The 17,706-nt window shown below is 44.1% G+C and carries 16 protein-coding genes and 1 pseudogene; 10 read left to right on the top strand and 7 right to left on the bottom strand.

What is annotated here, in order from left to right:
* Window positions 1–146 precede the first annotated feature (146 nt).
* A complete protein-coding gene (glnS, locus tag OCU56_RS09115) occupies window positions 147–1,811 on the top strand; it encodes a glutamine--tRNA ligase (RefSeq protein WP_261872919.1) in 1,665 nt (554 codons plus the stop codon).
* Between the two features lie 107 nt (window positions 1,812–1,918).
* Here glnS and OCU56_RS09110 read toward each other — a convergent pair whose 3' ends face one another.
* The 5 genes from OCU56_RS09110 to OCU56_RS09090 all read right to left on the bottom strand — a co-directional run bounded on the left by OCU56_RS09110 (window position 1,919) and on the right by OCU56_RS09090 (window position 5,020).
* The gene (locus tag OCU56_RS09110; RefSeq protein ID WP_261872918.1) at window positions 1,919–2,500 is read right to left on the bottom strand and encodes a type II secretion system protein; all 582 of its coding nucleotides are present in this window, start codon (window positions 2,498–2,500) and stop codon (window positions 1,919–1,921) included.
* A 39-nt stretch (window positions 2,501–2,539) separates the two neighbouring features.
* The gene (gene fur / locus OCU56_RS09105; RefSeq protein ID WP_261872917.1) at window positions 2,540–2,980 is read right to left on the bottom strand and encodes a ferric iron uptake transcriptional regulator; all 441 of its coding nucleotides are present in this window, start codon (window positions 2,978–2,980) and stop codon (window positions 2,540–2,542) included.
* A 399-nt stretch (window positions 2,981–3,379) separates the two neighbouring features.
* On the bottom strand, window positions 3,380–3,907 hold the full coding sequence (gene fldA, locus OCU56_RS09100; RefSeq protein ID WP_261872916.1) for a flavodoxin FldA: 528 nt from the start codon (window positions 3,905–3,907) through the stop codon (window positions 3,380–3,382).
* Window positions 3,908–3,960: 53 nt separating this feature from the next.
* Window positions 3,961–4,179, bottom strand: a complete 219-nt coding sequence (locus OCU56_RS09095; RefSeq protein WP_261872915.1) for a DUF2788 domain-containing protein — start codon at window positions 4,177–4,179, stop codon at window positions 3,961–3,963.
* A gap of 70 nt (window positions 4,180–4,249) precedes the next feature.
* Window positions 4,250–5,020, bottom strand: a complete 771-nt coding sequence (locus OCU56_RS09090) for an alpha/beta fold hydrolase (protein WP_261872914.1) — start codon at window positions 5,018–5,020, stop codon at window positions 4,250–4,252.
* A 92-nt stretch (window positions 5,021–5,112) separates the two neighbouring features.
* Between OCU56_RS09090 and OCU56_RS17520 the strand changes: the two are divergent.
* The 3 genes and pseudogenes from OCU56_RS17520 to pgm form a co-directional block, all read left to right on the top strand.
* Window positions 5,113–5,169, top strand: a pseudogene (locus tag OCU56_RS17520) (replication initiation negative regulator SeqA); the annotation flags it as partial.
* 3 nt (window positions 5,170–5,172) lie between these two features.
* Window positions 5,173–5,667 carry a replication initiation regulator SeqA gene (locus OCU56_RS09085; RefSeq protein ID WP_390904866.1) on the top strand — a complete coding sequence of 165 codons (495 nt, stop codon included), beginning with the start codon at window positions 5,173–5,175 and terminating at the stop codon, window positions 5,665–5,667.
* Window positions 5,668–5,751: 84 nt separating this feature from the next.
* Window positions 5,752–7,398, top strand: a complete 1,647-nt coding sequence (gene pgm / locus OCU56_RS09080; protein WP_261872912.1) for a phosphoglucomutase (alpha-D-glucose-1,6-bisphosphate-dependent) — start codon at window positions 5,752–5,754, stop codon at window positions 7,396–7,398.
* Between the two features lie 760 nt (window positions 7,399–8,158).
* Here the strand turns inward: pgm and OCU56_RS09075 are convergent.
* Complete coding sequence (locus OCU56_RS09075) at window positions 8,159–8,932, bottom strand: DUF1853 family protein (RefSeq protein ID WP_261872911.1); 774 nt, start codon at window positions 8,930–8,932, stop codon at window positions 8,159–8,161.
* Between the two features lie 106 nt (window positions 8,933–9,038).
* On the opposite strand from OCU56_RS09075, the gene OCU56_RS09070 reads away from it, so the two are divergent.
* On the top strand, window positions 9,039–9,797 hold the full coding sequence (locus OCU56_RS09070; RefSeq protein WP_261872910.1) for a Nif3-like dinuclear metal center hexameric protein: 759 nt from the start codon (window positions 9,039–9,041) through the stop codon (window positions 9,795–9,797).
* 53 nt (window positions 9,798–9,850) lie between these two features.
* On the opposite strand, the gene OCU56_RS09065 is transcribed toward OCU56_RS09070, so the two are convergent.
* Window positions 9,851–11,140, bottom strand: coding sequence for a citrate synthase (locus tag OCU56_RS09065; RefSeq protein WP_261872909.1), 1,290 nt, complete (start codon window positions 11,138–11,140; stop codon window positions 9,851–9,853).
* Between the two features lie 396 nt (window positions 11,141–11,536).
* Between OCU56_RS09065 and sdhC the strand changes: the two genes are divergently transcribed.
* The 5 genes from sdhC to sucA all read left to right on the top strand — a co-directional run bounded on the left by sdhC (window position 11,537) and on the right by sucA (window position 17,694).
* Window positions 11,537–11,917, top strand: coding sequence for a succinate dehydrogenase cytochrome b556 subunit (gene sdhC, locus OCU56_RS09060; RefSeq protein WP_390904834.1), 381 nt, complete (start codon window positions 11,537–11,539; stop codon window positions 11,915–11,917).
* On the top strand, window positions 11,911–12,258 hold the full coding sequence (gene sdhD, locus OCU56_RS09055; RefSeq protein ID WP_261872908.1) for a succinate dehydrogenase, hydrophobic membrane anchor protein: 348 nt from the start codon (window positions 11,911–11,913) through the stop codon (window positions 12,256–12,258). The genes sdhC and sdhD overlap by 7 nt, the downstream gene beginning before the upstream one ends.
* Window positions 12,259–14,025: a succinate dehydrogenase flavoprotein subunit gene (gene sdhA / locus OCU56_RS09050; protein WP_261872907.1), complete on the top strand. Its 1,767-nt coding sequence runs from the start codon at window positions 12,259–12,261 to the stop codon at window positions 14,023–14,025.
* 11 nt (window positions 14,026–14,036) lie between these two features.
* Window positions 14,037–14,747 carry a succinate dehydrogenase iron-sulfur subunit gene (locus tag OCU56_RS09045; RefSeq protein WP_261872906.1) on the top strand — a complete coding sequence of 237 codons (711 nt, stop codon included), beginning with the start codon at window positions 14,037–14,039 and terminating at the stop codon, window positions 14,745–14,747.
* A gap of 121 nt (window positions 14,748–14,868) precedes the next feature.
* Window positions 14,869–17,694, top strand: a complete 2,826-nt coding sequence (sucA, locus tag OCU56_RS09040; RefSeq protein ID WP_261872905.1) for a 2-oxoglutarate dehydrogenase E1 component — start codon at window positions 14,869–14,871, stop codon at window positions 17,692–17,694.
* Window positions 17,695–17,706 lie beyond the last annotated feature (12 nt).

The following is a 17,706-nucleotide window of genomic DNA, read 5'->3' as shown; positions in this document are numbered from 1 at the left end:
GAAATATTTGCTAATAACGTCCTTGTGCCTCCTTCGGGAGGCATTTTTTTTGCCTTTGATAACACAAACATCTAGATTTAGTTGCTTAGACGAATACAATGTACGGTTATAGAAGAATTTTAAATTTGAACCATGAGGTGTTATAGATGAGTGAAGCTGAGGCTCGACCATCGAATTTTATCCGTCAAATCATCGATAAAGATATCGCGGATGGCAAACATAACAGCGTGCATACTCGTTTCCCGCCAGAGCCAAACGGCTACCTGCATATCGGGCACGCTAAATCGATCTGTCTAAACTTTGGTATTGCTCAAGATTATCAGGGCCAGTGTAACCTGCGTTTTGATGACACCAACCCTGAGAAAGAAGACATCGAGTACGTTGATTCAATTAAGAGCGACGTGCAATGGTTAGGTTTTGATTGGTCTGGTGATATTTGTTATTCATCTAACTACTTTGATCAGTTGCACGCTTATGCTATTGAGTTGATCAATAAAGGGTTAGCCTATGTTGAAGAACTCACAGCCGATGAGATTCGTGAATATCGCGGAACATTGACTGCGCCTGGTAAAGAAAGTCCATACCGTACTCGCACAGTAGAAGAAAACTTAGCGTTATTTGAAAAAATGCGTGCCGGTGGCTTTAAAGAAGGGCAAGCGTGTCTTCGCGCCAAGATCGACATGAGCTCATCATTTATGGTGATGCGCGATCCTGTTCTATACCGTGTTCGTTTTGCTCATCATCATCAAACCGGTGATAAGTGGTGCATTTACCCAATGTACGACTTTACTCATTGTATTTCAGATGCCCTTGAAGGCATTACGCACTCACTTTGTACATTAGAGTTCCAAGATAACCGTCGTCTTTACGATTGGGTGTTGGAAAACATTACCATTGAAACGCAACCACATCAGTACGAGTTTAGTCGCCTAAATCTTGAATACACTGTGATGTCTAAGCGTAAACTGAGCCAACTAGTGTCTGAGCAATTGGTTAATGGTTGGGATGATCCACGTATGCCGACTATCTCTGGCTTGCGTCGTCGTGGCTTTACACCAGCGTCTATTCGTGAGTTTTGTCAACGAATTGGTGTGACTAAGCAAGAGAACATGATTGAATTTGGCTCTCTAGAGTCATGTGTGCGTGATGATCTCAACGAAAACGCCCCTCGTGCAATGGCGGTTCTTGATCCGATTAAAGTAGTGATTGAAAACTTCCCAGAGCAGCAAGTAGAAACACTCAATGTTGCAAACCATCCAAACAAGCCAGAAATGGGCAGTCGTGAAGTGCCGTTTACTCGTGAAATTTGGATTGAAGCAGACGATTTTCGTGAAGAAGCAAACAAGAAATACAAACGTTTGGTGCTAGGTAAAGAAGTGCGTTTACGTGGTAGTTATGTGATTAAAGCTGAGCGCATTGAAAAAGACCTGCAAGGCAATATCACCACTATCTTCTGTACTTACGATGATGAGACTTTAGGTAAAAATCCAGCGGATGGCCGTAAAGTGAAAGGCGTGATTCATTGGGTTTCTGCAGATAAAGGCATTGCTGCTGAAGTCCGTTTATATGACCGTTTATTTACCGTAGCGAATCCAGCGGTAGCTGAAGACTTTAAAGCGGTTATTAACCCTGAGTCCCTAGAAACAAAACAGGGATTTGTTGAGCCTAGTCTGGTAAATGCACAAGCAGATGCTGGCTATCAATTTGAACGCACAGGTTATTTCTGTGTGGACAGCAAAGATAGTACTTCTGATAACTTGGTATTTAACCGTACTGTTGGCCTACGTGATACCTGGGCAAAAGTCAGTTAATGCTTTTTGTATAGGGGTTAGTGACACCCTATACAGAGAACAAGGTGTATAAATAAAAAATGCCAGCAATGATTTTGCTGGCATTTTTTTCGAATATTGTATCGTGGCTAGTTGTTTAAAATGTAGGACACATCACCTGTGCGAGAGTCATACCAAATAACGTGCTTAGCTCTACTTGGGTTACGCCGATAGCCATCTTTAGTGTAGATGTAATAGCATTTTGAATAGGCCAACCCCCCCGCTTCAATCACAAAGTTTTCTTCTCTGGCGGTGAAAAAATCGTGAAAATCCCGTTGGTTGGCAGTATTGGTGGCCGTTAAAGAGGAGTCGAGTAAAGTATCGAACAAGCTGACGCATCCAGCGTTGCCTTGCCCTATATTATAAGGTCTTCCCATAGGTTCGTTTTTATCTATACCTAAAGGAAAGCCCACATCATTCATATCTAACTCGCCCCCAGCGTAACCCGGCAAGTTGTTTAGTGCTTGATTAGAACCGCCAATAATGGCCCACTTTTGGTGGGAAAAATTGACCGCAGTTTGATATTCAGCGGCAATACCTCTTAGCATTGCCTCTCTTGCGTCTTCGTTGATAGTTAAAAATCGTGGTGCTGCAACAACGGCCAACACGGCGAGAATAATAATAACAACGACTAGTTCAATCAGTGTAAATCCATTTTTACTGAAAGACATAGCACTCCTTAGAAGGGGTGATTACCTTAGCACAACGGGTTAGTCATGAGCTTTAGGGTTTGTTTTACAGTCACCTGAGGCACAGCGACCATATAGGTACAAACTATGGTTAGTCAGGTTAATATTGTATTTTTTGGCAATCTGGTGCTGGCGCTCTTCAATGACGTCATCGTTAAATTCAATGACCACGCCACAATCAAGACAAACTAGGTGATCGTGGTGCTGCTGAGTGGATAATTCAAATACAGACTTTCCACCTTCAAAGTGGTGGCGAGTGACAATACCTGCGTCATCAAATTGGTTTAGTACACGGTAAACTGTGGCTAAGCCGATTTCTTCACCGATATCGATTAATTTTTTATACAGCTCTTCGGCACTGATGTGCTGACAACCGGGTTGTTGAAGAAGCTCTAAAATTTTCAAGCGTGGTAAAGTGACCTTCAAGCCTGCTTCTTTTAAAGCTTTGTTGTTATCTGGCATGTATATTCCTATAAAAATCTGAGCTCTACTCTAATGGTCATTATATGGGAAGCATCTTCAACAATAAACCATGGACTTATCAGGGCTATTTATTTTGCTTATAAAACAGAAGCAAATCACGTATAGCCGTCATTGTAATGCCAATCGTGGTCAGACCAATCGTACTAAATAACGGGTCATTATAGCTTGTTAAAATACTCGATAACGGCGTTAGAATTTTTGATTGTAGAATAACTGCTTATCGAAAAATTCCGCCTTGTTTTCGAGCATTTTTTCTGCGCCATTTCTGAACACTTACTTAGTGTGATTAATGGTATCAGTAAATATTATGCACTGACCACTAGAATAGCAGGTAAAAAAAAAGGGCGAGACGCCCCTTTGTAAGAAGATTGAGAAAGATCAATCTTCTAATTCAGATAAACACATTTCAGAATGAATTTGGTTTACCCAAGCATTCACTCGTTGGTCAGTGAGTTCTGGTTGACGGTCTTCATCAATGCATAGACCAACAAATTGGTCATCATCGATAAGCGCTTTTGACGCTTCAAATTCGTAGCCTTCTGTTGGCCAGTAACCTACGATAGTGCCGCCTTTCGCTTCAACGATATCGCGCACTGTACCCATAGCATCACAGAAGTACTCAGCGTAATCTTCTTGATCGCCACAACCGAAAATAGCCACCAATTTGGTGCTGAAATCGATGCCTTCAAGTTCAGGGAAGAAATCATCCCAGTCACATTGAGCTTCGCCATAATACCAAGTAGGGATGCCAAGCAACAACAGGTCGAAGTTATCAATATCTTCTTTGCTGCTTTTTGCAATATCTTGAACATGAACCAGTTTTTTACTGAGTTGTTTTTGAATCATCTTTGCCACAGCTTCTGTATTACCAGTATCACTGCCGAAGAAGAGACCTACACTTGCCATAGAATCAATACCTATATTAGATGTGTTTGGATGCGTTAATGTCTGTATTTAGGTTATAAACCAGCGCCTTCCCAAGAGAGTTGAATTATCCCCTTAGTAACAAAGCCAGCACAGCCTAAAAACAGCACGAGCCATACGATACGACGACCAAAAGGAGGCACATTGCCTTGTTTTAGAACGTCTTTGATTGCGAGACCGATGAGTAAAAATACGCAAGCAAACAGCAAATCGAGCCCAATGGATTCAATTTGATTGATGTAATCGTAGAGCATAGCATCCCTTTATGCTGTATTTATCGCGGAACTATAACATAACCTAGTTATGTCTGTTTACCCTTCCACTTCATTTTTGTGCAATAAACTTGCGAATGACTCGCAATACCATATCTGGTTTTTCCGCATGTAACCAATGCCCAGTATTGGCGATAATGTGCGCTTTGGCATTGGGGAATTGAGCCATGATCGCCCCTTGGTGTTGCCCTTGAATATAATCAGAATTGGCCCCTTTGATGAACAGGGTAGAAACAGGGTTAGCGGCGAGTGGTTGCCAAGTCATAATTTGCGAATATTGGTGGTGCAATGCTTGATGATTAAAGCGCCACTGCAACACTTCCCCTTCTTTATAAAGGGATTTACTCAAAAACTGTCGCACACCGTCCATTTCGATATGTTTTGCCATTAGTGTCATGGCTTGAGAGCGCAGTGTAGGCTTATGTTGGGCGACTTCTTGGATACCGGCAAACACATTGCTATGACGATCAACCTCATAAGCCACAGGAGCCATATCCATAACAATTAATTGCTGTACGAGTTCGGCATTAAGTGAAGACAACATCATGGCCACTTTTCCACCCATAGAGTGCCCGATGACAATAAGATTTTTGAGCTCAAGCTGTTCTAATAACTGCACGATATCTTGGGCTTGATCGGTGTAAGAGTGTTGATCAAAGTGTGCAGAGCGACCATGATTTCGCAGGTCAACACTGATGACTTGATGGTCTTGGCACAGGTCACGGGCGAGCAAACCAAGGTTGTCTAAACTCCCAAATAAACCATGGATCAAGAGTATAGGTTTACCCTGACCTTGGATCTTATAGTGTAACTTGCTCGACATTTTATCCATTTCCTCTTTTCTTTCCGTAGAGACTTGTTCAATAACTGGGTATAATCTGACGCAGTTTAAACTAATCAGATTGTGAAAAGCGAATGAAAACCATCGAAGTTGACGAAGAACTATATAGATTTATCGCGAGCCGAACCCAACGAATTGGAGAGAGTGCGTCCGATATTCTACGACGTTTGCTCGATGTGGATGGTATAGCTAAACAAGAAATAGAATCTACATCTGCAGCTTTAGCAACAGCACCTACTGGTGCGGCGACACCGATCATCGTAGGCAAACCTACTCAGTCTGTTGATCCTATTAAGTTAATTCGTAGCGAGTTGATTTCGGATGAATTTGCCGCTCTGGATAAGGCGATTGATCGCTTTATGTTTGTACTATCGGCACTGCATCGCATTGATAAAGATGGATTTGCTGAAGCAACACAAGTGAAAGGGCGCAAGCGCGTGTACTTTGCTGATAACGAAGCTGTGCTCTTGGCCAGTGGCAAAACGACCAAACCAAGAGCCATCCCAGGTTCACCTTTTTGGGTGATTACCAACAACAACACCAGCCGTAAACGTCAGATGGTTGAGCAGTTGATGGGGAGAATGTCGTTCCCCGTAGAGTTGATAGAGCGCGTAACTCGTTCTATCTAGTCTACAGGAACAATACCCACATAAATTTCTTCCGGTTATGTGGGTATTTTAATATTTAAAGAACTATAAAAAAGGAACAACGTAATGGCTATGCATCCTCGCGCTGGACAAAAGGCTCAGCAAGAAGATTTACACAATATCCCTCAGTTAGTGGCTAACTACTATCTGCTTCAACCAGAAGCAGGCAATGGCGATCAAAAGGTGGCGTTTGGCACCTCAGGTCACCGTGGTAGTGCTGACAAGGTAACATTTAACGAAAATCACATTTTAGCTATTGCACAAGCAGTTGCTGAAGTTCGCGCAAACTACGGCGTGAACGGTCCTTTATTTGTAGGTAAAGATACGCATGCTCTGTCAGAGCCTGCATTTTCTACTGTAGTTGATGTACTCGTGGCCAATGGCGTACAAGTCATTACACAACAAGATCAAGGCTATACTCCTACGCCGGGTATTTCCCATGCCATTTTAACGCACAACCTAGTCAATGAGGCAAAAGCGGACGGTATTGTTATTACCCCTTCGCATAACCCACCGCAAGATGGTGGTATTAAATACAACCCCGTGCACGGTGGCCCAGCTGAAGGTGAGCTTACTCAAGCTATTGAAGACCGCGCAAATGCCATTATTGCTGCAGGGTTGGTTGATGTAAAACGCATCGGTATTGCCAATGCAAAAGCCAGTGAGTTATTCATCGAAAAAGATTTAGTCGCCCCTTACATTGCCGATCTGGTCAATGTGGTTGATATGGAAGCGATACAAAAAGCCAATCTAAAAATTGGTGTCGACCCTCTAGGTGGTTCGGGCATTGATTACTGGCGTCAAATTCAACAGTTTTACAATTTAAATTTAACCTTAGTAAGTGAAGCCATCGATCCTAGCTTCCAGTTTATGTCTTTAGATAAAGACGGCGTGGTACGAATGGATTGTTCATCACCTTACGCAATGGCGGGCTTATTGGCCCTAAAAGATGATTACGATCTTGCGTTTGGTAATGACCCAGATTATGACCGTCACGGTATTGTTACCCCGTCTGGATTAATGAACCCTAACCACTTCCTAGCGGTATGCATTGATTATCTATATCGTCACCGAGAAGGGTGGGGAGCCGACGTTGCCGTAGGTAAAACATTAGTATCTAGTGCCATTATCGACCGCGTGGTTGCAGACCTAGGCCGTGAGCTATGTGAAGTGCCTGTTGGCTTTAAATGGTTTGTTGATGGATTGTACCAAGGTAAGTTTGGCTTTGGTGGTGAAGAAAGTGCTGGTGCTTCTTTCTTGCGTAAAGATGGTACTCCTTGGTCAACAGACAAAGACGGCATTATCTTGTGCTTACTCGCGGCGGAAATCACGGCAGTAACCGGGAAAAACCCACAGCAGTATTATGATGAATTGGCCGCTAAACATGGTGAATCAAGCTATAACCGCATTCAAGCGGTAGCTAATGGTCCACAAAAGGATATTCTAAAGAAACTGTCTGCTGAGATGGTGGCTGCTGACACGTTAGCCGGTGATGCCATCACGGCTCGCTTGACACACGCTCCTGGTAACGGCGCTGCCATTGGCGGCTTAAAAGTGACTACGGAAAATGGCTGGTTTGCCGCTCGTCCATCGGGTACGGAAGAAATTTACAAAATTTACTGTGAGAGCTTCAAAGGTGCAGCGCATCTAAAACAAATTGAGACAGAAGCTCAAGAAATCGTCAATCAAGTGTTTAAAGCCGCGGGTTTATAATTCAAGGCAAACCATGATTAATGACTAGCGGTTGTTAGGGTCATTAATAAAAAAATAAATCCCCACAGTGTGTGTGCACGGTGGGGATTTTTTATATCAATCACAGTAATACCAATAGTACTAAATAACGGGTCATTCTAGCTTGTTAAAATACTCGATAACTGCGTTAGAATTTTTGATTGTAGAATAACTACTTATCGAAAAATTCTGCCTTGTTTTCGAGCATTTTTCCTGCGCTATTTCTGATCACTTACTTAGTGTGATTGGTATAACCTAGGAAAAACACTTGAGAACAAGGCGAATACTTTAGATTAAGAGTAACTCTACATGCAAAATATCAACGGGGTTATCAAGTATTTTAACCAGTTAGGCCGATCCGTGATTGACTACGGTAGTGTTATTTACAACGTTGCTTGGCAGTAATGTAATAGTGCTTGTTTATTGTTGGCGACTAGTACGCATGTCTTGTAGACGTTGTACTAGGGTAACAATAATAAGAGGGGCGAAGATTACTAATCCAAAAACGGTAAATGCTTCTATCAATTGAGCCATATTTTTTCCCAGAAAAACTCATCATGATTGTGATGTGGCACGACTGTATGCCTCTGTTGTATGGGCTTCAATAGGCAGTTATTGATGAAGGGATAAAGCCGGGTTGTTCTATATGTGGCGACTTAATCTAAGTTATTGTTATTTAATGAAATCATCGCAGAGTCATTCGCTGGGTAATGAAAAGTGGAATCACTGTTTTAATTATTGACTAGCCATTATTGGGCCACTGATCACCCACTATAAACCAAAAGCGGCCAGATTCACTTTGGCAATGCAAAATGTGTTCATCAGTATCGGTCAATGGTGGGCGTTTATATTGCAGACCAATGGCCCATTCAGACTTATCTAATAAGAACAATTTTTCCGAAATACGCTTCATCTGATGCCGATAGCACCAATAGCCAGATATTTGACTTTGGTTAATCTGCTTATGTTGGCAGTGGCTCGGTATTGGCTCTCTTTCAAAAGGGTTCACATACAGACGTCCTTGCATGAGCAAGTGAGGGGAGAGGTATTGCCATTGTGGGTATTGCTGGATAAAAACATCACTCGCACTATGCTGCAATTGACGGTGTAACATATGGTTAAGTTTTTTATCTAAGCGATCACTTGCATTAGGGCCATACCATAGTTTGTCATGTAATAAATAGAACTTAATCGCCACTTCCCAGTGTTCTAACCTATGGTTGGCATGGTTAAATAAGATAAAATCCAGCTCGCCAATGGTGCGTTTTTCATGGTTTAACTGCAACTCAGTGGCTTGTAGAGAGAGATGCGTTTGCTGCTCTATTAATTGCTCGCATACGTGTTGATAAATAAACCCGAGACGGGAGTTGCCCCGATAATTCGGCATTTGTTGTGTGCTATGGGGAAAAGTGTTGCCGTCCATAATCACCTCATCCCCATGAAATAACGGAGGGGTTGTGGCAATCCACTGGCTAAATTGATTTAGGATCGAAGCATCAACAGTATAATTGGGCATAGGTAACAGTCTCTGATATGTAGACGAGTTGCAATATAGACGAACAGCACTTTGTTTGTTTAACTTGCTCTATTTATGCGTTACTTTCAAATATTTGGAATTAAAAATGGATAATTTAACACTGCAAACCATCCTTAATGACAAGCTATCACCACAGCTTATTAAAGATTATGCCCCCAATGGTTTGCAAATCGAAGGGGCTAAAACCATCCAAAAAATCGTCACTGGTGTTACGGCGTCTCAAGCGTTAATTGATCAGGCGGTAGCGTTGAATGCCGATGCCATCTTAGTGCATCATGGTTATTTTTGGAAAGGTGAACCACAACCAATAGTGGGCATGAAAGGACGTCGTATACGCACCTTGATCAAAAATGATATTAATTTATACGGTTACCACCTACCACTAGATATCCATCCACAGCTAGGTAATAACGCTCAGTTAGCGCAGTTACTGAATATTGAGGTCGAAGGTGGCTTAGAAGGCCACGCTCAATCTGTGGCTATGTACGGCCGTTTACAGCAGGAGATCAGCGGGGCTGAGTTTGCACAGCGTATTAGCACTGTGTTACGAAGAGAGCCATTGCACATTACTCCGCAGCAACAGGACAAAAAAATTGTAACGGTAGGTTGGTGTACAGGAGGCGGTCAAGATTACATTCAACTTGCAGCAGACCATGGATTGGATGCATTTATATCTGGGGAAATATCAGAACGCACCACGTTTGTGGCTCGTGAGCAAAATATCCATTATTTCTCCGCAGGTCATCATGCCACTGAGCGTTATGGAATTAAGGCGCTAGGGGAATGGCTTGCGGCAGAGCATGGATTAGATGTGACTTTTGTGGATATTAACAACCCAGTATAGAAAAAGGCTTGAACCTAGGTTCAAGCCTTTTTTGTGACTCTCTACACTAGGCGTTATTCACGTTCGTGAAGAGGCTTAAATTCACGCTTAGTTTCGCCAGTGTACAATTGGCGAGGACGACCGATACGGTTATGCGGATCGTTGTGCATTTCGCTCCAGTGAGCAATCCAACCTACAGTACGAGAAATAGCAAAAATTACGGTAAACATAGAAACAGGAATGCCAATGGCTTTCAAAATAATACCTGAGTAGAAATCAACATTCGGGTACAGTTTCTTCTCAACAAAGTACTCATCAGACAAAGCAATGCGTTCCAGTTCCATAGCCACATCAAGCAATGGATCGTTGATATTAAGCTCGTCAAGTACGTCATGGCACGCTTCACGCATTACAGTGGCGCGTGGGTCGTAGTTTTTGTAAACACGGTGACCAAAACCCATTAAGCGGAATGGGTCATCCTTGTCTTTGGCTCGAGCTACATACTCTTCAATGTTATCGACACTGCCGATTTCTTCCAACATATGCAGACAAGCTTCGTTTGCACCGCCGTGCGCAGGTCCCCAAAGAGAGGCAATACCCGCCGCAATACAAGCAAATGGGTTAGCACCAGACGAACCAGAAAGGCGCACGGTGGACGTTGAGGCATTTTGCTCATGATCCGCATGCAGGGTAAAGATTTTATCCATAGCGCGTGCCACTACAGGATTGACTTCGTACTCTTCACACGGGTTCGCAAACATCATGTGCAGGAAGTTTTCAGCGTAGGTCAGGTCATTACGTGGATAAATGAAAGGCTGGCCTATGGTGTATTTGTAACACATGGCCGCTAGTGTTGGCATTTTTGATAACAGTCTAAACGCCGCAATCTCGCGGTGTTTATCGTTATTAATATCCAATGAGTCATGGTAGAAAGCGGCCAAAGCACCGACCACACCACACATGACAGCCATTGGGTGAGCATCTCGGCGGAAGCCGTGGAAAAAGCTGGCGATTTGCTCATGAACCATAGTATGACGAGTAACAATTTGCTTAAACTGGTCATATTCTTGGCGTGTTGGGGCTTCTCCGTAGAGCAAGATATAACACACCTCTAAATAATCAGCGTTGTTTGCTAATTCGTCGATGGGGTAGCCACGGTGCAATAGAATGCCCGCATCACCATCAATGTAAGTAATTTGAGATTCGCAAGAAGCAGTGGCAAGAAAACCAGGGTCAAAGGTGAAGTACCCTTGGCTTCCCAAAGTGCGAACATCGATTACATCTGGACCGTCTGTTCCTTTCATAATCGGCAATTCAATGGGCTCTTGACCCTCGATAGTAAGAGTCACTTGCTTATCTGCCATAACATTCTCCTTTGTTATATATTTTCCATCTCGGTTCAATGGTGCACCAAACTTTTACGTCTGTTCGGTGTAGAAGTCAATTTATATACCCTTTTGTGTGCACTTGTTTAGATTTTTATGCGCAAAATGGACAAAAAGTGGTTCTATGTAGCAAAAATTGTTAATGCGATTGTATCTGTATGTTAACAAAAGTATAGTGGCGGTGAATGATTGCTATATCGTTGATTTATCTATGTGAGGTGTTCTTCACTTCCTATTAATAAATTAAGTTATAAACAATTAAAGTAACAAAATAATTAAGGGTAACCTTAAATAATGTAAGCTTTGATGAGTTTTTGTTAAGAAAGCTTAGATGTTTACTATTTAAACTGCTCAAAGGAGCTGAGTGAGCACACTGTGGACAACAAAAAAACTAGACCTGTCAATTTGGATCTGCAAACGATTCATTTCCCAATTACTGCCATTGCTTCGATCCTACACAGGGTATCTGGTGTTATCACCTTTGTCGCTGTAGGTATTTTGCTTTGGTTACTTTCTCTTTCTCTATCATCTCCCAAAGGGTTTATGGAAGCTGCCAGTTATGTGGATGGTTTCTTCGTTAAATTTATTCTATGGGGAATACTCAGCGCACTTTTCTATCATATCGTGGGCGGTATTCGACACCTTTGCCAAGACTTAGGTTACTTTGAAGAGCTAGAGAGTGGCGCGAAAAGCGCGCAGATCTCATTCATTGTAACGGGCGTATTAGCCATTGTTGCGGGAGTCATCGTATGGTAAATCACGTTTCTTCATTTGGGCGTAACGGCGTTCATGACTTTTTGCTGGTTCGTGCTACGGCCATTATCTTAACTCTATACACTATTTATCTGTGCGGATTTTTACTGCTTGCAGGTGATGTGAGTTATATGGAGTGGACTCACTTCTTTGGTGGACTGTTCACCAAAATATTTACCATGATCGCTCTACTGTGCATTCTTATCCATGCATGGATTGGGTTGTGGCAAGTATTAACGGATTACATTAAACCGGCGCTGTTGCGCGGTAGCTTGCAATTACTTCTTATTGCTGTGCTATTTGGTTATTTTTTCTCTGGCCTATTTGTTCTTTGGGGGGCATAAATGACCATTCCAGTTCGCGAATTTGACGCTGTAGTGATTGGCGCTGGTGGTGCCGGTATGCGTGCCGCACTGCAAATTTCTGAGCAAGGTTTAACTTGCGCATTGTTATCAAAAGTATTTCCTACTCGTTCACATACCGTTTCAGCGCAAGGTGGTATCACAGTCGCGCTAGGCAACTCCCATAAAGACGATTGGCAATGGCACATGTACGACACGGTAAAAGGGTCCGATTATATTGGTGACCAAGATGCCATCGAGTACATGTGTAAAAACGGTCCAGAATCCGTGATTGAATTAGAAAAAATGGGGTTGCCGTTTTCTCGTTTCGATGATGGCTCTATTTATCAGCGCCCATTTGGCGGTCAATCTAAACAGTTTGGTGGTGAGCAAGCCGCTCGTACTGCCGCTGCGGCTGACCGTACAGGTCACGCTCTATTACATACCCTTTATCAACAAAACATCAAATATAACACCACCATTTTTAGTGAGTGGTACGCCCTTGATATGGTGAAAAACCAAGATGGCGTGGTGATGGGGTGTACGGCAATTTGCATGGAAACTGGCGAGATGTGTTACTTCAAAGCCAAGGCCACCATCCTAGCCACTGGGGGAGCAGGTCGTATCTACTCCTCAACAACCAATGCGCACATTAATACCGGTGACGGTGTCGGCATGGCACTGCGCGCAGGTGTCCCCATGCAAGATATGGAAATGTGGCAGTTCCACCCAACAGGTATTGCAGGCGCAGGTGTACTGGTAACGGAAGGGTGTCGTGGTGAGGGGGGCTACCTTCTGAATAAAGATGGTGAGCGCTTTATGGAGCGTTACGCCCCTAATGCCAAAGACTTGGCTGGCCGTGATGTTGTGGCTCGTTCTATGATGATTGAAATTCGTGAAGGTCGCGGTTGTGATGGTCCTTGGGGGCCTCACCTTAAACTGAAAATGGATCACTTAGGTAAAGATGTACTTGAGTCGCGTTTGCCGGGCATATGTGAATTATCGCGTACCTTTGCCCACGTTGATCCAGTGAAAGAGCCGATTCCGGTCATTCCAACGTGTCACTACATGATGGGAGGGGTGCCTACTCAAGTGTCTGGTCAAGCGATTAAGCTTGATAGCAATGGACACGATGTTGAGGTGCAAGGTCTATTTGCTTGTGGTGAAATCGCTTCGGTTTCGGTGCATGGTGCCAACCGCTTGGGCGGAAACTCACTACTCGACTTAGTGGTCTTTGGCCGAGCAACCGGTTTGCATCTTGGGGAAACATTAGCTGCTCAAGCAGAAGCGCGTCCTGTTTCTGAATCGGATATAGAGGCTTCTCTTGCTCGCACTATGCGTTGGGAGAACAGCACTAGCGGTGAAGACCCAACGCAAATTCGTAAAGACATGCAAAGCTGTATGCAAAACAGCTTCTCGGTATTCCGTGAAGGGGAAGCGATGGCAACCGGCTTAGAAGAGCTGAAACAGATCCGTGAGCGTCTACAAGATGCCCATTTAAGTGATAAGTCTACCGAGTTTAATACACAGCGTATTGAATGTTTGGAGCTGGATAACTTGATGGAAACGGCGGTAGCCACCGCAGTAGCAGCAAACTACCGTACAGAAAGCCGTGGCGCACATGCTCGCTTTGACTATCCAGACCGTGATGATTCCCAGTGGCTATGTCACTCAATCTACAACCCGGAGACGGAAACCATGTCTAAGCGTGGCGTAAATATGGAACCTGTTCACCGTGACGCTTTCCCACCGAAAGCTAGAACCTATTAAGGGAGCGAGATATGAACCTCAATTTCTCTGTCTATCGCTATAACCCAGATGTAGACAGTAAGCCTTACATGAAGCAGTACACCCTAGAGGTGGAAGAAGGCTCTGACATGATGGTGCTAGATGCACTTATCTTGCTTAAAGAACAAGACCCGTCTCTTGCTTTCCGCCGCTCTTGTCGTGAGGGCGTGTGCGGCAGTGATGGCCTAAACATGAATGGTAAAAACGGACTGGCATGCATCACGCCACTTTCTGCTTTGAAAGGGGATTCGCTGATTATTCGTCCATTGCCAGGCTTACCTGTGGTTCGAGACTTGATTGTCGACATGACTCAGTTTTATGATAACTATGCAAAAGTGAAGCCATTTTTGATTTCTGATGGCGAATTACCGCCGGCAAGAGAGCATCAACAATCTCCACAAGAGCGAGCACACCTTGATGGCTTATATGAGTGCATTATGTGTGCGTGTTGTACCACATCGTGTCCTTCTTTCTGGTGGAATCCGGATAAATTCATCGGACCTGCGGGGCTATTAGCTGCCTATCGCTGGCTTATTGACAGCCGAGATACCGCAACTGATGAGAGACTGAACAGTTTAGACGATGCATTTAGTGTTTTCCGTTGTCATGGCATTATGAACTGTGTCAGTGTATGTCCTAAGGGGTTAAACCCAACCAAAGCAATTGGCCATATTAAAACAATGTTAGTCAATCGTTCGGTTTAGATCATTGAAATTACGGGCTTTTCGGAGTTTACTGTTAAGCCTGTCATAGCCAGCGTAAAGTTGGACAAAAGTTCGGCAAAGACCGACGAAAAACGTATTAATCTACAGGTTAAGGGAATATATGCATAACAGTGTGATGAAGGCATGGCTCGAGTCTTCACACTTGGCTGGCGCCAATGCAACGTACGTAGAAGAACTCTACGAACTTTATCTAAGTGACCCAGACTTGGTGAGTGAAGAATGGAAGCGCGTTTTTGATGACCTGCCAGCGCAGGCGTCAGAACAAGGAGAGCAATCTCATACGCGCGTTCGTGACTACTTTCGCCGACTAGCACAAGAGACGAAGCATTATAGTGTCCAAGTAAGTGATCCTGATGTCGATGCAAAACAAGTAAGAGTTCTGCAACTTATTAATGCCTATAGATTTAGAGGCCATCAAGCGGCAAATCTAGATCCCTTAGGTTTATGGGAACGTCCGGTTCAACCTGAACTGGACCCTGCGTTCCATAACCTCACAGAAGATGACCTCACCGAATCATTCAATGTTGGTTCTTTCGCTGTTGCGCAAGAAACCATGCAATTGAAAGACCTCTATCAAGCTCTCAATAAAACTTATTGTGGCTCTGTTGGTGCAGAATATATGCATATGACCAACACTGAGCAAAAACGTTGGATTCAGCAGCGTCTTGAGTCTGTGCAATCCCAACCTGAGTTTTCTTTAGAAGAGAAAATTAGATACTTAGATGAACTGACGGCGGCAGAAGGCCTTGAGCGTTATCTTGGTGCGAAGTTTCCCGGTGCAAAACGTTTCTCTCTAGAAGGGGGCGATGCCCTTATCCCTATGACTAAAGAGCTGATTCGTCACGCAGGTCGTAGTGGAATGCGCGAAGTCGTGGTGGGCATGGCGCACCGTGGTCGTTTAAATATGCTGGTCAATGTCTTGGGTAAAAAGCCTCAGGATTTATTTGACGAATTTGCCGGTAAGCATGATGACACTTGGGGTACCGGTGATGTGAAATACCACCAAGGTTTCTCGGCCGATTTCGCCACCCCTGGTGGTAATGTGCACTTAGCGTTAGCGTTTAACCCGTCGCACCTAGAAATTGTCAATCCTGTTGTTATTGGTTCGGTACGCGCTAGGCAAGACCGTTTGGACGATAAGAGTGGATCTAAAGTATTACCCATCACCATTCACGGTGATTCAGCTATCGCTGGACAAGGGGTAGTGCAAGAGACCTTTAATATGTCTCAAGCTCGCGGTTTCCAAGTGGGTGGTACGGTACGCATTGTGGTCAATAACCAAATTGGTTTTACCACTTCCAACCCGAGAGATACTCGCTCGACAATGTACTGTACTGATATCGCTAAGATGGTACAGGCACCGATTTTCCATGTGAATGCCGATGATCCTGAAGCGGTGGCTTTTGTTACCCGTATTGCCCTAGATTACCGTAACACCTTTAAGCGTGATGTTGTCATTGACTTGGTGTGTTACCGCCGTCATGGACACAATGAAGCGGATGAGCCCAATGCAACTCAGCCATTGATGTATCAAAAAATCAAAAAACACCCAACCCCACGTAAGCTATACGCCGATGTGATGATGGAGCGTGATGAGATAGGAATTGATACCGCAACACAACTTGTCAATGAATATCGCGATGCTCTAGACCATGGTGAAGTGGTGGTGAAAGAGTGGCGTCCGATGGCGCTTCATTCTGTGGATTGGTCTCCTTATATTGGCCATGAATGGGATATGGAGTGGGACAGTCAATATGATCTCACCCGCCTTAAAGAGTTGGGTAATAAAATTTGTAGTTACCCAGACAGCCACCAATTGCAAAGTCGGGTTAATAAGTTATACAACGATCGCCAAGGGATGGTTGATGGTGATAAAGCCATTGACTGGGGCATGGCAGAAACACTGGCCTACGCGACGATAGTCGACGACGGCAAACGTATTCGTATCTCAGGTCAGGACTCGGGTCGAGGGACGTTCTTCCACCGTCACGCCGTCTTGCATAACCAAGGTGATGCGAGTACGTATGTACCTCTTGCCAATATCCATGACAAACAAGGGCCGTTCCAAGTGTTTGACTCGGTATTATCCGAGGAAGCGGTACTGGCGTTTGAATACGGTTACACCACAGCCGAACCCGGCGGTTTAACGATTTGGGAAGCGCAGTTTGGTGATTTTGCCAACGGTGCACAGGTGGTGATCGATCAGTTCATCTCATCGGGTGAGCAAAAGTGGAATCGTCTTTGTGGTATTACCCTGTTACTGCCTCATGGTTATGAAGGGCAGGGACCTGAGCACTCATCGGCACGTTTAGAGCGTTATTTACAGCTGTGTGCTGAGCAAAATATGCAAGTTGTAGTGCCATCGACCCCAGCACAGATTTACCACATGCTACGTCGTCAAGTGGTGCGTCCGATGCGTCGTCCGCTTATTGTTATGACCCCTAAATCTTTGTTACGCCACCCTTTATGTGTGTCGTCATTAGAAGATTTAGCCGAAGGAACATTCCAAGCTTGTATCCCAGAAGTTGACCAGATCGAGCCATCGAAAGTTCGCCGAGTGGTATTCTGCTCAGGTAAGGTGTATTACGACCTTCTGGAGGAGCGACGTAAGCGTGAAATTGATGATGTGGCCATTGTTCGAATAGAGCAACTCTACCCATTCCCATTAACGGATCTGCGTGAGGTTATCTCTATTTATCCTCAAGTCACCGATTATATTTGGTGCCAAGAAGAGCCACAAAACCAAGGGGCTTGGTACTCAAGCCAGCACAATTTCCGAGCTGCAACGCCATTTAACACAACCTTAAGTTATGCAGGGCGTCCAGCGTCTGCGTCGCCAGCGGTGGGTTATATGTCTGTTCACTTAAAACAACAGAAAGCGTTAATCGATGACGCTCTTACAATTGATAAAGAACTAGAAGAATAAGGAAGCCCAACA

Source organism: Vibrio rarus, from assembly GCF_024347075.1.
Classification (GTDB): domain Bacteria; phylum Pseudomonadota; class Gammaproteobacteria; order Enterobacterales; family Vibrionaceae; genus Vibrio; species Vibrio rarus.
The sequence above is the reverse complement of the archived record's forward strand: the minus strand, read 5'-3'. Positions and strand labels throughout refer to the sequence as shown.